This is a genomic window from Streptomyces mexicanus (genome assembly GCF_902506575.1).
Taxonomy (GTDB): domain Bacteria; phylum Actinomycetota; class Actinomycetes; order Streptomycetales; family Streptomycetaceae; genus Streptomyces; species Streptomyces mexicanus.
Genome location: NZ_LR732544.1, coordinates 4,386,308 through 4,398,898 on the forward strand (window position 1 = coordinate 4,386,308; position 12,591 = coordinate 4,398,898).

Annotated in this window: 19 protein-coding genes; 18 read left to right on the forward strand and 1 reads right to left on the reverse strand. The window is 68.8% G+C overall.

Annotated features, from left to right (window positions below; translation table 11 throughout):
* Positions 1-5: 5 nt before the first annotated feature.
* The 18 genes from GV126_RS19675 (at position 6) to GV126_RS19760 (ending at position 12,068) form a co-directional block, all read left to right on the forward strand.
* Entirely contained in the window at positions 6-191 is a 186-nt protein-coding gene (locus GV126_RS19675) for a type Z 30S ribosomal protein S14 (protein ID WP_003956452.1), read from the forward strand.
* Positions 192-404: 213 nt separating this feature from the next.
* Positions 405-803 (forward strand): 30S ribosomal protein S8, encoded by a 399-nt coding sequence (gene rpsH, locus GV126_RS19680; RefSeq protein WP_028420766.1) that lies wholly within the window; start codon positions 405-407, stop codon positions 801-803.
* Positions 804-827: 24 nt separating this feature from the next.
* Positions 828-1,367: a 50S ribosomal protein L6 gene (gene rplF / locus GV126_RS19685; RefSeq protein ID WP_159668541.1), complete on the forward strand. Its 540-nt coding sequence runs from the start codon at positions 828-830 to the stop codon at positions 1,365-1,367.
* A 3-nt stretch (positions 1,368-1,370) separates the two neighbouring features.
* Positions 1,371-1,754: a 50S ribosomal protein L18 gene (rplR, locus tag GV126_RS19690; protein WP_028420764.1), complete on the forward strand. Its 384-nt coding sequence runs from the start codon at positions 1,371-1,373 to the stop codon at positions 1,752-1,754.
* Positions 1,755-1,797: 43 nt separating this feature from the next.
* Entirely contained in the window at positions 1,798-2,403 is a 606-nt protein-coding gene (rpsE, locus tag GV126_RS19695; protein ID WP_003998815.1) for a 30S ribosomal protein S5, read from the forward strand.
* 2 nt (positions 2,404-2,405) lie between these two features.
* Positions 2,406-2,588, forward strand: coding sequence for a 50S ribosomal protein L30 (rpmD, locus tag GV126_RS19700; RefSeq protein ID WP_003998814.1), 183 nt, complete (start codon positions 2,406-2,408; stop codon positions 2,586-2,588).
* Positions 2,589-2,590: 2 nt separating this feature from the next.
* On the forward strand, positions 2,591-3,046 hold the full coding sequence (gene rplO / locus GV126_RS19705) for a 50S ribosomal protein L15 (protein ID WP_018564817.1): 456 nt from the start codon (positions 2,591-2,593) through the stop codon (positions 3,044-3,046).
* Positions 3,047-3,228: 182 nt separating this feature from the next.
* Entirely contained in the window at positions 3,229-4,542 is a 1,314-nt protein-coding gene (gene secY / locus GV126_RS19710) for a preprotein translocase subunit SecY (RefSeq protein ID WP_159668543.1), read from the forward strand.
* Positions 4,542-5,204, forward strand: coding sequence for an adenylate kinase (locus tag GV126_RS19715; RefSeq protein WP_028420761.1), 663 nt, complete (start codon positions 4,542-4,544; stop codon positions 5,202-5,204). The genes secY and GV126_RS19715 overlap by 1 nt, the downstream gene beginning before the upstream one ends.
* A 159-nt stretch (positions 5,205-5,363) precedes the next feature.
* The gene (gene map / locus GV126_RS19720; protein WP_159668546.1) at positions 5,364-6,200 is read left to right on the forward strand and encodes a type I methionyl aminopeptidase; all 837 of its coding nucleotides are present in this window, start codon (positions 5,364-5,366) and stop codon (positions 6,198-6,200) included.
* A gap of 148 nt (positions 6,201-6,348) precedes the next feature.
* Positions 6,349-6,570 carry a translation initiation factor IF-1 gene (gene infA / locus GV126_RS19725; protein WP_003948620.1) on the forward strand — a complete coding sequence of 74 codons (222 nt, stop codon included), beginning with the start codon at positions 6,349-6,351 and terminating at the stop codon, positions 6,568-6,570.
* 71 nt (positions 6,571-6,641) lie between these two features.
* A complete protein-coding gene (rpmJ, locus tag GV126_RS19730; RefSeq protein WP_003998809.1) occupies positions 6,642-6,755 on the forward strand; it encodes a 50S ribosomal protein L36 in 114 nt (37 codons plus the stop codon).
* Positions 6,756-6,950: 195 nt separating this feature from the next.
* Positions 6,951-7,331: a 30S ribosomal protein S13 gene (gene rpsM / locus GV126_RS19735; protein ID WP_159668549.1), complete on the forward strand. Its 381-nt coding sequence runs from the start codon at positions 6,951-6,953 to the stop codon at positions 7,329-7,331.
* Between the two features lie 69 nt (positions 7,332-7,400).
* The gene (gene rpsK, locus GV126_RS19740) at positions 7,401-7,805 is read left to right on the forward strand and encodes a 30S ribosomal protein S11 (RefSeq protein WP_003956432.1); all 405 of its coding nucleotides are present in this window, start codon (positions 7,401-7,403) and stop codon (positions 7,803-7,805) included.
* A 147-nt stretch (positions 7,806-7,952) separates the two neighbouring features.
* Positions 7,953-8,975, forward strand: a complete 1,023-nt coding sequence (locus tag GV126_RS19745) for a DNA-directed RNA polymerase subunit alpha (protein WP_159668552.1) — start codon at positions 7,953-7,955, stop codon at positions 8,973-8,975.
* Positions 8,976-9,156: 181 nt separating this feature from the next.
* On the forward strand, positions 9,157-9,651 hold the full coding sequence (gene rplQ / locus GV126_RS19750; RefSeq protein ID WP_028420757.1) for a 50S ribosomal protein L17: 495 nt from the start codon (positions 9,157-9,159) through the stop codon (positions 9,649-9,651).
* A 79-nt stretch (positions 9,652-9,730) separates the two neighbouring features.
* Positions 9,731-10,585: a tRNA pseudouridine(38-40) synthase TruA gene (truA, locus tag GV126_RS19755; RefSeq protein ID WP_159668555.1), complete on the forward strand. Its 855-nt coding sequence runs from the start codon at positions 9,731-9,733 to the stop codon at positions 10,583-10,585.
* A 121-nt stretch (positions 10,586-10,706) separates the two neighbouring features.
* Positions 10,707-12,068 carry a UDP-glucose dehydrogenase family protein gene (locus tag GV126_RS19760; protein WP_159668558.1) on the forward strand — a complete coding sequence of 454 codons (1,362 nt, stop codon included), beginning with the start codon at positions 10,707-10,709 and terminating at the stop codon, positions 12,066-12,068.
* Here the strand turns inward: GV126_RS19760 and GV126_RS19765 are convergent.
* Positions 12,007-12,591, reverse strand: a 585-nt coding sequence (locus tag GV126_RS19765) for a hypothetical protein (RefSeq protein WP_159668561.1), incomplete at its 5' end; no start/stop codon positions are given. The two genes, GV126_RS19760 and GV126_RS19765, sit on opposite strands and share 62 nt — an antisense overlap.

Consider the following 12,591-nt stretch of genomic DNA (forward strand, 5'->3'; position numbering starts at 1 on the left):
GCGAGATGGCGAAGAAGGCTCTCATCGCAAAGGCCGCTCGCAAGCCGAAGTTCGGTGTGCGTGCGTACACCCGCTGCCAGCGCTGCGGCCGTCCCCACTCCGTGTACCGCAAGTTCGGCCTGTGCCGCGTGTGCCTTCGTGAGATGGCTCACCGCGGCGAGCTGCCGGGCGTGACCAAGAGCTCCTGGTAATCCCCTAGATCAGGGATTCCCCAGGCTCTCGGTAAGCAGACAGGGCGGTCAGACGCCCAGCTCCCATGGCTTAGGCTTGTGGGGTTGGGCGCCTGCCGCCGCCCGTACGACTTACTACGCCGTAGGTCCACCGCGCCGCACCCGTCCCGTCTCGGATCGGGGAGAGGGATGGCGCACCAGGAAACCCCGGCGAGAGAGGCCGAAGGCCAATTCATGACCATGACTGATCCGATCGCAGACATGCTCACGCGTCTGCGGAACGCGAACTCGGCATACCACGACACCGTGACCATGCCGCACTCGAAGATCAAGTCGCACATCGCGGAGATCCTCCAGCAGGAGGGCTTCATCACGGGCTGGAGGACCGAGGACGCCGAGGTCGGCAAGAACCTCGTCCTTGAGCTGAAGTACGGCCCGAACCGTGAGCGCTCCATCGCGGGCATCAAGCGGATCTCCAAGCCCGGTCTCCGGGTGTACGCGAAGTCCACCAACCTGCCGAAGGTGCTCGGCGGCCTGGGCGTGGCGATCATCTCCACGTCGCACGGTCTCCTCACCGACAAGCAGGCCGGCAAGAAGGGCGTGGGTGGGGAAGTCCTCGCCTACGTCTGGTAACGGAAGGGAACGGAGGAAACAGCTATGTCGCGCATCGGCAAGCTCCCCATCGCGGTTCCCGCCGGCGTGGACGTCACCATCGACGGCCGTACGGTCAAGGTCAAGGGCCCCAAGGGCGAGCTGACCCACACCGTCGTGTCGCCGATCGAGGTCGCCAAGGGCGAGGACGGCACCCTGCAGGTGACCCGCCCCAACGACGAGCGTCAGAACAAGGCTCTCCACGGCCTGTCCCGCACGCTGGTGGCGAACATGATCACCGGCGTGACCCAGGGTTACGTGAAGAAGCTCGAGATCAGCGGTGTCGGTTACCGCGTGACGGCCAAGGGCTCGAACCTGGAGTTCGCGCTCGGCTACAGCCACCCGATCACCGTCGAGGCGCCCGAGGGCATCACCTTCAAGGTCGAGACCCCGACCCGTTTCTCGGTCGAGGGCATCGACAAGCAGAAGGTCGGCGAGGTCGCGGCCAACATCCGCAAGCTGCGCAAGCCCGACCCGTACAAGGCCAAGGGCGTCAGGTACGAGGGCGAAGTCATCCGCCGCAAGGTCGGAAAGGCGGGCAAGTAAGCCATGGCATACGGGCAGAAGATCCTCAAGGGCGACGCCTACAAGCGCGCCGCGATCAAGCGCCGTCACATCCGGATCCGCAAGCGGATCTCCGGCACGGCGGAGCGTCCCCGTCTGGTCGTGACCCGCTCCAACCGCCACATCGTGGCGCAGGTGATCGACGACCTCAAGGGCCACACCCTGGCGTCGGCGTCCACCCTGGACAGCTCGATCCGCGGTGGCGAGGGCGACAAGTCCGCGCAGGCCAAGCAGGTCGGTGCCCTGGTCGCCGAGCGCGCCAAGGCCGCCGGTGTCGAGGCCGTCGTGTTCGACCGTGGTGGTAACCAGTACGCCGGCCGCATCGCGGCCCTGGCGGACGCCGCCCGCGAGGCCGGGCTCAAGTTCTGAGCCACGGTTCCGTAGCTAGCGGAAACAGAGAGAGGTAATTCCAATGGCTGGACCCCAGCGCCGCGGTGGCGGTGCCGGTGGCGGCGAGCGGCGGGACCGGAAGGGCCGTGACGGCGGCGCTGCTGCCGCCGAGAAGACCGCGTACGTTGAGCGCGTCGTCGCGATCAACCGCGTCGCCAAGGTTGTGAAGGGTGGTCGTCGCTTCAGCTTCACCGCGCTGGTCGTGGTGGGCGACGGTGACGGCACCGTGGGTGTCGGGTACGGCAAGGCCAAGGAGGTGCCGGCCGCCATCGCCAAGGGTGTCGAGGAGGCCAAGAAGCACTTCTTCAAGGTCCCCCGGATCCAGGGCACCATCCCGCACCCCATCCAGGGTGAGAAGGCTGCCGGCGTCGTGCTGCTGAAGCCCGCGTCCCCGGGTACCGGTGTGATCGCCGGTGGTCCGGTGCGTGCCGTGCTCGAGTGCGCCGGTATCCACGACGTGCTGTCGAAGTCGCTCGGCTCCGACAACGCCATCAACATCGTGCACGCGACCGTGGAGGCCCTCAAGGGCCTGCAGCGTCCCGAGGAGATCGCGGCCCGCCGCGGTCTGCCGCTGGAGGACGTCGCCCCCGCGGCTCTTCTCCGTGCGCGTGCCGGGGTGGGTGCGTAATCATGGCGCAGCTCAAGATCACGCAGGTCAAGTCCTACATCGGCAGCAAGCAGAACCACCGTGACACCCTGCGGTCGCTTGGTCTCAAGGGGATCAACACCGTGGTCGTCAAGGAGGACCGCCCCGAGTTCCGCGGCATGGTGCACACCGTCCGCCACCTCGTGACGGTCGAGGAGGTCGACTGATCATGGCGGAGCAGAACCCGCTGAAGATCCACAACCTCCGTCCGGCCCCCGGCGCCAAGACCGCCAAGACCCGTGTCGGTCGTGGTGAGGCGTCGAAGGGTAAGACGGCCGGTCGTGGTACCAAGGGCACCAAGGCCCGCTACCAGGTTCCGGAGCGCTTCGAGGGCGGCCAGATGCCGCTGCACATGCGCCTCCCGAAGCTGAAGGGCTTCAAGAACCCGTTCAAGACGGAGTACCAGGTCGTCAACCTCGACAAGCTGGCCGCGCTCTACCCCGAGGGTGGCGAGGTCACGGTCGAGGACCTGGTGGCCAAGGGTGCCGTGCGCAAGAACAGCCTCGTCAAGGTCCTGGGCCAGGGCGAGGTCTCCGTGGCGCTGCAGGTGACGGTCGACGCCGTCTCCGGCTCCGCCAAGGAGAAGATCACCGCCGCCGGCGGTTCCGTCACCGAGCTCGTCTGAGTCCCTTGGACGTCGTCTCGATGACGTAAGCATCCCGACCGGGGATACCTCACAATGAGGTATCCCCGGTCGGTCGTTCCAAGGGGGGCAGTGTCGCCGGTAAGGTGGCCTGCGCTGTTCTTTTCGTCGAACCTCAAGACCGTCACCCTTGACGCACTTGCGCGGGGGTCGCAGGAGGCACCGTGCTCACCGGCTTCGCCCGGGCGTTCAGGACGCCCGACCTGCGCAAGAAGCTGCTCTTCACGCTCGGCATCATCGTGGTGTACCGCGTCGGTACCCACATCCCGATCCCGGGCGTCAACTACCAGGCCGTCCAGCAGTGCGTGACCGAGGCCTCCGGCAACCAGGGGCTGTTCGGTCTCGTCAACATGTTCAGCGGCGGCGCGCTGCTCCAGATCACGGTCTTCGCGCTGGGCATCATGCCGTACATCACGGCGAGCATCATCCTGCAGCTGCTGACCGTGGTGATCCCGCGCCTGGAGGCCCTCAAGAAGGAGGGCCAGGCCGGTACGGCCAAGATCACCCAGTACACCCGGTACCTGACGATCGCGCTCGCCATCCTCCAGGGCACCGGCCTGGTGGCGACCGCCCGCAGCGGCGCCCTGTTCTCCGGCTGCACGGTCGCCGGGAACATCGTGCCGGACCGGGCGATCTTCAACACCATCGTGATGGTGATCTGCATGACCGCCGGCACCGCGGTGGTCATGTGGCTCGGTGAGCTGATCACCGACCGCGGCATCGGCAACGGCATGTCGATCCTGATGTTCATCTCGATCGCCGCGACCTTCCCGTCCGCGCTGTGGGCCATCAAGAAGCAGGGCACCCTCGCCGGCGGCTGGATCGAGTTCGGCACGGTCATCCTCGTCGGCCTGGTCATGGTCGGCCTGGTCGTCTTCGTCGAGCAGGCCCAGCGGCGCATCCCGGTCCAGTACGCCAAGCGGATGATCGGACGCCGTTCCTACGGCGGTACGTCCACGTACATCCCGCTCAAGGTGAACCAGGCGGGTGTGATTCCGGTCATCTTCGCGTCGTCGCTGCTCTACATCCCGGCGCTCATCGCCCAGTTCTCCGGGGGCAACTCCGGCTGGAAGACCTGGATCCAGCAGAACCTGACCAAGGGCGATCACCCGCTTTACATCACTCTGTACTTCTTGCTCATCGTGTTCTTCGCGTTCTTCTACGTGGCGATCTCGTTCAACCCCGAGGAAGTCGCGGACAACATGAAGAAGTATGGTGGCTTCATCCCGGGCATCCGGGCTGGCCGACCGACCGCTGAGTACCTCTCCTACGTGCTCAACCGGATCACCTGGCCGGGTTCGCTGTATCTGGGTCTGATCGCTCTCGTGCCAACAATGGCGTTGGTCGGGTTCGGCGCAAGCCAGAACTTCCCCTTCGGCGGCACCAGCATCCTGATCATCGTGGGTGTGGGCCTCGAGACGGTGAAGCAGATCGAGAGCCAGCTCCAGCAGCGCAATTACGAAGGGTTCCTCCGCTGATGCGAATCGTCCTCGTCGGCCCGCCGGGTGCCGGTAAGGGAACGCAGGCCGTGCGTCTCGCCGAGAAGCTGCGCATCCCGCACATCTCCACCGGCGACCTGTTCCGCGCCAACATCAGCCGGCAGACGGAGCTGGGCAAGCTGGCGAAGTCCTACATGGACGCCGGAAACCTCGTGCCGGACGAGGTCACCATCGGCATGGCCAAGGACCGCATGGAGCAGCCCGACGCCGAGGGCGGCTTCCTGCTGGACGGCTTCCCGCGCAACGTCTCCCAGGCCGAGGCGCTGGACCGCCTGCTGCAGGAGGAGAGCATGCAGCTGGACGCGGTGCTGGACCTGGAGGTCCCCGAGGACGAGGTCGTCAAGCGGATCGCCGGCCGGCGCATCTGCCGCAACGACTCCAGCCACGTCTTCCACGTCACCTACAGCCCGCCCAAGCAGGAGGGCGTGTGCGACGTCTGCGGCGGTGAGCTGTACCAGCGCGACGACGACTCCGAGGACACCGTCCGCAAGCGGCTGGAGGTCTACCACTCGCAGACCGAGCCGATCATCGACTACTACAAGGCCCAGGGCCTGGTCGTGACGATCTCCTCGCTGGGTCCGGTGGAGGAGATCACCCAGCGCGCGCTGGGTGCCCTGAAGCGTGAGGACGCCGCCCAGTAGCGTCGTGCGTCGCATCGCAGCCGCGGTTCCCTGGGACAGGGACCGCGGCTGTGCTGTGGGGGCGCCGGCAGGCCCCCGTATCGTTGGTTGAGTCCGCTCTCTTCCGGGGACTCAAGCCCGGAGAGTCCTCGTCCCGGTCGGAGAAAGGCCGTAGCCCCCATGGTGCAGATCAAGACCCCCGAGCAGATCGCCAAGATGCGTGAGGCGGGGCTGGTCGTCGCCGCCATCCACGCGGCCACCCGGGAGGCGGCCGTGCCCGGGGCCACCACCAAGGACCTGGACGAGGTGGCCCGCAAGGTGCTCGCCGAGCACAACGCCAAGCCGAACTTCCTCGGCTACGGCGGCTTCCCCGCCACCATCTGCACCTCCGTCAACGAGGTCGTCGTCCACGGCATCCCCTCGGAGGACGTCGTCCTCAAGGACGGCGACATCATCTCCATCGACTGCGGCGCGATCGTCGACGGCTGGCACGGCGACGCCGCCTACACCGCGTTCGTGGGCTCCGGCCACGCCCCGGAGCTGATCGAGCTGTCCCGGGTGACGGAAGAGTCCATGTGGGCCGGCATCGTGGCCATGAAGCAGGGCAACCGGCTCGTCGACATCTCCCGGGCCATCGAGACCTACATCCGCCGCCAGCCCAAGCCGGGCGGCGGCCGCTACGGCATCATCGAGGACTACGGCGGCCACGGCATCGGGACCGAGATGCACATGGACCCGCACCTGCTGAACTACGTCGACCGCCGCCGCGGCAAGGGCCCCAAGCTGGTCCCCGGCTTCTGCCTGGCCATCGAGCCCATGGTCTCCCTGGGCACCCCGAAGACCCGCGTCCTTCAGGACGAGTGGACGGTCATCACCACCGACGGGACCTGGTCCTCCCACTGGGAGCACTCCGTCGCCCTGACGGAGCAGGGCCCGCTGGTGCTGACGGCCCCGGACGGCGGCAAGGCGAAGCTCGCCGAGTACGGCATCACGACGGCGCCCGACCCCCTCGCATAAGGATCTCCCCCATAGGGCAGACTGCCTCGATTCGCCTTTCGCGGGGCGCCGACGTAGACTGACTCGTCGGCTCTTGTGCACCCGCATGTCCGCATGACCCACAAGGGGCAGAAGAGTCGATCAAGGTAGTCGATTCGAAGGGCGAAGCGTGGCCAAGAAGCAAGGTGCCATCGAGATCGAGGGCACTGTCGTCGAGTCTCTGCCGAACGCCATGTTCAAGGTCGAGCTCCAGAACGGCCACCAGGTCCTGGCACACATCAGCGGCAAGATGCGCATGCACTACATCCGCATCCTCCCTGACGACCGGGTCGTGGTGGAGCTGTCTCCGTACGACCTGACGCGTGGCCGGATCGTCTACCGGTACAAGTAGATCTTGCCCACGTCCCGTGCTCTCCCTGTGCACGGGACCGCCGGCAACTGACCCGGAGAACCTCACATCCCATGAAGGTCAAGCCGAGCGTCAAGAAGATCTGCGACAAGTGCAGGGTGATCCGCCGTCACGGCCGGGTCATGGTCATCTGCGAGAACCCGCGCCACAAGCAGCGCCAGGGCTGACGCACGACCGACCGCACCCTCTGCACCTCTTTCGCAGAGATTCGCGCGACGCGAGCTGAATTGTTCATACGCAGGGCCCGAGCCTGCCCAGGCTCGATACCCCCGGTTCGGAGGCCGGGGACCCAGTTCGTACCTGGTACGGCGGCTGGGAGTCGGTCCTGTGGAAGACCTCCGAAGATCACCAGGAGCCATTGAATGGCACGCGTTTCCGGTGTCGACATCCCGCGCGAAAAGCGCGTGGAGGTCGCCCTCACCTACGTGTTCGGCATCGGCCGGACCCTCTCGAAGCAGACGCTGGCCGCCACCGGCGTCGACCCGAACACCCGCGTCCGCGACCTGACCGAAGAGCAGCTCGTCGCGATCCGCGAGTACGTCGACAACAACATCAAGACCGAGGGTGACCTCCGTCGCGAGATCCAGGCCGACATCCGCCGCAAGGTCGAGATCGGCTGCTACCAGGGTCTGCGTCACCGCCGCGGTCTGCCCGTCCGCGGTCAGCGCACCAGCACCAACGCTCGTACCCGCAAGGGCCCGCGTCGCGCCATCGCCGGCAAGAAGAAGCCGGGCAAGAAGTAGTCCGCAGCGGACTGAACCGTCCAGCGGTCTTCGCTGTAGGACCGACCACCTCCCACAGGAGTTTTCGACATGCCCCCCAAGGGACGTCAGGGCGCTGCCAAGAAGGTGCGCCGCAAGGAAAAGAAGAACGTCGCTCACGGCCACGCGCACATCAAGAGCACGTTCAACAACACCATCGTTTCGATCACCGACCCGAGCGGCAACGTGATCTCCTGGGCCTCCGCCGGCCACGTCGGCTTCAAGGGCTCCCGGAAGTCCACGCCGTTCGCCGCGCAGATGGCCGCCGAGTCGGCCGCCCGCCGCGCCCAGGAGCACGGCATGCGCAAGGTCGACGTGTTCGTCAAGGGTCCGGGCTCCGGTCGTGAGACCGCGATCCGCTCCCTGCAGGCCACGGGCCTCGAGGTCGGCTCCATCCAGGACGTCACCCCCACCCCGCACAACGGCTGCCGTCCGCCCAAGCGCCGCCGCGTCTGAGGCACGGCCCGCTGAAGGTTTCGGGCGGTACGGCTCCATCGGGTCGTGCCGCCCGTACCCTTGCAGTACCCGCACCTTTCATCTCGGGTGCGGCTTGAGTCGGGCGTCATATAGCGGGCGCCCCCGACTGAAGGATCTGATCCACACATGCTGATCGCTCAGCGTCCCTCGTTGACCGAAGAGGTCGTCGACGAGTTCCGCTCCCGGTTCGTGATCGAGCCGCTGGAGCCGGGCTTCGGCTACACCCTCGGCAACTCCCTGCGCCGCACCCTCCTGTCGTCGATCCCCGGCGCTGCTGTCACCAGCATCCGCATCGACGGCGTCCTGCACGAGTTCACCACCGTGCCGGGCGTCAAGGAGGACGTCACCGACCTGATCCTCAACATCAAGCAGCTGGTCGTCTCCTCGGAGCACGACGAGCCGGTCGTGATGTCCCGGCGCAAGCGGGGCCCGGGTCTGGCCCCCGCCGCCGACATCGCGCCGCCCGCCGGTGTCGAGGTGCACAACCCCGACCTGGTCCTCGCCACGCTCAACGGCAAGGGCAAGCTGGAGATGGAGCTGACCGTCGAGCGCGGTCGCGGCTACGTCTCCGCCGTGCAGAACAAGCAGGTGGGCCAGGAGATCGGCCGTATCCCGGTCGACTCCATCTACTCGCCGGTGCTCAAGGTCACGTACAAGGTCGAGGCCACGCGTGTCGAGCAGCGCACCGACTTCGACAAGCTGATCGTCGACGTCGAGACCAAGCAGGCCATGCGTCCGCGCGACGCCATGGCGTCGGCCGGCAAGACCCTGGTGGAGCTGTTCGGTCTCGCCCGCGAGCTGAACATCGACGCCGAGGGCATCGACATGGGCCCGTCCCCCACGGACGCCGCCCTGGCCGCCGACCTCGCGCTGCCGATCGAGGAGCTGGAGCTGACCGTCCGCTCCTACAACTGCCTCAAGCGCGAGGGCATCCACTCCGTGGGTGAGCTCGTCGCCCGCTCCGAGGCCGACCTGCTGGACATCCGCAACTTCGGTGCGAAGTCCATCGACGAGGTCAAGGCGAAGCTGGCCGGCATGGGCCTGGCCCTGAAGGACAGCCCGCCCGGATTCGACCCGACCGCCGCCGCCGACGCCTTCGGCGCCGACGACGACGCGGACTCGGGTTTCGTGGAGACCGAGCAGTACTGAGCGCTCCGCGGGGAGGCCGTACTGCTTCTGCGGACCGGTCGCGGCCGGTCGCGCAGTTCCCCGCGCCCCTTTCCGGGAGCGCCCCATCGGGGCTGCTCCCGGATCTCCGACGGGCAACCGCTCGCTCGGATACTGACCCCGGTACCTGATACGGCCGGGGCAGACACACAGGAGAAGAACCATGCCGAAGCCCACCAAGGGTGCCCGTCTGGGCGGCAGCGCCGCGCACGAGAAGCTGCTCCTCGCGAACCTCGCGAAGTCGCTGTTCGAGCACGGCCGCATCACCACCACCGAGGCGAAGGCCCGCCGCCTGCGCCCGTACGCCGAGCGTCTGATCACCAAGGCGAAGAAGGGCGACCTTCACAACCGCCGTCAGGTGCTCCAGGTCATCACGGACAAGAGCGTCGTCCACACGCTCTTCACCGAGATCGGCCCGCGCTACGAGAACCGTCCGGGTGGCTACACCCGCATCACCAAGATCGGCAACCGTCGCGGCGACAACGCGCCCATGGCGGTCATCGAGCTGGTCGAGGCGCTGACGGTGCAGCAGAAGGCCGTGGGTGAGGCCGAGGCCGCCACCAAGCGTGCGGTCAAGGAGGCCGACGAGGCCAAGGCCGCCGAGACCACCGAGGCGCCGGCCGAGGAGGCCGCCGCCGAGGAGTCGAAGGACGCCTGAGCCCGAGGCACGCCCTCGCGCTGAGCGGGTCCGCCCCATCGGGGCGGGCCCGCTTTCGCATGGCTGAGAGGATTCCCCTGTGAGTGACGAAGTACAGCCCGGGCACGTCCGCATCCGCCTCGACCTGTCCTACGACGGCACCGGCTTCCACGGCTGGGCCAAGCAGGCCGGCGGCCGGCGGACCGTGCAGGGGGAGATCGAGGACGCGCTGCGGACGGTCACCCGCTCGCGGGAGACGTACGAGCTGACCGTGGCCGGCCGCACCGACGCCGGGGTGCACGCGCGCGGCCAGGTGGCGCACGTGGACCTGCCGGAGGAGGTCTGGCGCGAGCACCACGAGAAGCTGCTCAAGCGGCTCGCCGGGCGGCTGCCCAAGGACGTGCGGGTGTGGGCCCTGCGCCCGGCCCCGAGCGGCTTCGACGCCCGTTTCTCGGCGATCTGGCGCCGGTACGCGTACCGGGTCACCGACAACCCGGGCGGTGTCGACCCGCTGCTGCGCGGCCACGTGCTGTGGCACGACTGGCCGCTGGACGTGGACGCGATGAACGAGGCCGCCCGGCACCTGGTCGGCGAGCACGACTTCGCCGCGTACTGCAAGAAGCGCGAGGGCGCGACCACCATCCGCACGCTGCAGGAGCTGAGCCTGGTGCGCGGCGAGGACGGGATCATCACCGCCACCGTCCGCGCCGACGCCTTCTGCCACAACATGGTGCGCTCGCTGATCGGGGCGCTGCTGTTCGTCGGCGACGGCCACCGCCCGCCCGACTGGCCGGGCAAGGTGCTGGCCGCGCGGGTGCGGGACTCCGCCGTGCACGTCGTACGGCCGCACGGGCTGACCCTGGAGGAGGTCGGCTACCCGGCCGACGAGCTGCTGGCCGAGCGCAGCCGGCAGGCGCGCAACAAGCGGTCGCTGCCGACCGCGGGCTGCTGCTGAGCCACCGCGCGGGGGCCGGTCACCGCATGTGACGGTACGAGTGCGGCTCGGCGGGAACCCGGCGGGCGGACCGTCCTGCCGCCGTACGGCAGGAGTACCGTGCGGCGAGAAAGGCGGACCCATGCGGCTCACCGTCATCGGCACCGGCTACCTGGGCGCCACGCACGCCGCCTGCATGGCGGAGCTGGGACACGAGGTGATCGGTCTCGACGTGGACGCCGGGAAGGTCGCGGCGCTGCGCGCGGGCCGGGTCCCGTTCCACGAGCCGCGCCTGGCCGAGATCCTCGCCCGGCACACGGCGAGCGGGCGGCTGCGCTTCACCACCTCCTACGAGGAGGCGGGCGCTTTCGGGCAGGTGCACTTCGTGTGCGTGGGCACGCCGCAGCGCCGGGACGGCGACGCCGCGGACCTCGCCTACGTGGAGGATGCCTTCGCCGCCGTCGCCCGGCACGCCCGCAAGGGCGCCCTGCTGGTCGGCAAGTCGACCGTGCCGGTGGGCACGGCGGCCCGGCTGGCCGAGCGGCACCCCGTCGAGATCGCGTGGAACCCGGAGTTCCTGCGCGAGGGGTTCGCCGTCCAGGACACGCTGCGGCCCGACCGGCTGGTGTTCGGGGTGCGCACCGCGCGCGCGGAGCGGCTGCTGCGGTCGGTGTACGCGCCGGTCCTCGCCACGGGGACACCGCTGGTGGTCACCGACTTCGCCACCGCCGAGCTGGTCAAGACGGCCGCGAACTCCTTCCTCGCCACGAAGATCTCCTTCGTCAACGCGATGGCCGAGGTCTGCGAGGCCGCGGGCGGGAACGTGCGCGCACTCGCCGAGGCGCTCGGCCACGACGACCGGATCGGCCGGGCCTACCTGCGCGCCGGGGTCGGGTTCGGCGGCGGCTGCCTGCCCAAGGACATCCGCGCCTTCGCGCACCGCGCCGCCGAGCTGGGCGTCGACCTGGGCTTTCTGCGCCAGGTGGACGCGATCAACATGCGGCGCCGGGACCGGGTGGTCGACCTGGCCCGCGAGCTGTGCGGCGGCGGGGTCCTCGGGGCGCGGGTGGCGGTGCTCGGCGCCGCGTTCAAGCCGGACTCGGACGACGTGCGCGACTCGCCGGCGCTGAACGTGGCCGCGCGCCTGGAGCTGGAGGGCGCCGACGTCACCGTCTACGACCCGGAGGCGATGGACAACGCGCGCAAGGCGTTCCCGCTGCTCGGGTACGCGCTGTCGGCCGAGGAGGCGCTGCGGGGCGCCGAGCTGGTGCTGCTGCTGACCGAGTGGCGGCAGTTCCGCGAGATCGACCCGGTGTGGGCGGCGGGGCTGGTGGCCCGCCCGCGGATCGTGGACGGGCGGGGCGTGCTGGACGCGGAGCGCTGGACGGCGGCCGGCTGGTGCTTCCGGGCGCTGGGCGGCCCGCCGCCGGGGCGGAACGCGGCTACCGGTTCGCCGCGGCCGACGCCTGCGCCTCGCCGCGCCGACGGATCTGCTGGAAGGTGAACTCGGCGAGGTCGTCGCCGGTGCGGAACACCGCGGTGTCCTTGGTGGTCACGTCCTTGCCGCTGGTGAAGCCGGTGAGGGTGAAGTAGGCGTAGCGGCCGTAGGAGTTGGTGGTGGAGCGGCACACGGCGCCGGCGCAGAAGGGCTTGACGCCGCCGCCGGTGAGCGGCTTGACGATGCTCTTCTTGTCGGCCCGGCGCTTGGCCTTGGTGGCCTGTGCCTCGCTGTCGAAGACGGCGACGCCGACGGTGGCCGCGATGCCGTCCTTGGTGTAGGTGACGCGGATCAGGCGGGTGCAGCCGTCGGCGGTGAGGATCGGGCCGAGGGTGCCCTGGGCGGCCGTGGCGCAGCCGGTGGTGTCCGCCGTGGGGCCCTTCTTGTACACGGTGGAGCCCATGGTCAGCTGGGTGCCCGGGAAGAGCGTGTCCGGGGCGAGAGGGGCGGTGTCCTTCTTGGCGCTGGATATGAAGTCCTTCGGGTCCAGCGGCGGCGGGGCGCTGGTGGGGGCGAAGGACGGGGTGGC

Coding starts and splice junctions, on each gene's coding strand:
- GV126_RS19675 (WP_003956452.1), top strand. CDS start 6: ATGGCGAAGAAGGCTCTCATCGCAAAGGCCGCTCGCAAGCCGAAGTTC.
- rpsH (WP_028420766.1), top strand. CDS start 405: ATGACCATGACTGATCCGATCGCAGACATGCTCACGCGTCTGCGGAAC.
- rplF (WP_159668541.1), top strand. CDS start 828: ATGTCGCGCATCGGCAAGCTCCCCATCGCGGTTCCCGCCGGCGTGGAC.
- rplR (WP_028420764.1), top strand. CDS start 1,371: ATGGCATACGGGCAGAAGATCCTCAAGGGCGACGCCTACAAGCGCGCC.
- rpsE (WP_003998815.1), top strand. CDS start 1,798: ATGGCTGGACCCCAGCGCCGCGGTGGCGGTGCCGGTGGCGGCGAGCGG.
- rpmD (WP_003998814.1), top strand. CDS start 2,406: ATGGCGCAGCTCAAGATCACGCAGGTCAAGTCCTACATCGGCAGCAAG.
- rplO (WP_018564817.1), top strand. CDS start 2,591: ATGGCGGAGCAGAACCCGCTGAAGATCCACAACCTCCGTCCGGCCCCC.
- GV126_RS19715 (WP_028420761.1), top strand. CDS start 4,542: ATGCGAATCGTCCTCGTCGGCCCGCCGGGTGCCGGTAAGGGAACGCAG.
- map (WP_159668546.1), top strand. CDS start 5,364: ATGGTGCAGATCAAGACCCCCGAGCAGATCGCCAAGATGCGTGAGGCG.
- rpmJ (WP_003998809.1), top strand. CDS start 6,642: ATGAAGGTCAAGCCGAGCGTCAAGAAGATCTGCGACAAGTGCAGGGTG.
- rpsM (WP_159668549.1), top strand. CDS start 6,951: ATGGCACGCGTTTCCGGTGTCGACATCCCGCGCGAAAAGCGCGTGGAG.
- rpsK (WP_003956432.1), top strand. CDS start 7,401: ATGCCCCCCAAGGGACGTCAGGGCGCTGCCAAGAAGGTGCGCCGCAAG.
- GV126_RS19745 (WP_159668552.1), top strand. CDS start 7,953: ATGCTGATCGCTCAGCGTCCCTCGTTGACCGAAGAGGTCGTCGACGAG.
- rplQ (WP_028420757.1), top strand. CDS start 9,157: ATGCCGAAGCCCACCAAGGGTGCCCGTCTGGGCGGCAGCGCCGCGCAC.
- GV126_RS19760 (WP_159668558.1), top strand. CDS start 10,707: ATGCGGCTCACCGTCATCGGCACCGGCTACCTGGGCGCCACGCACGCC.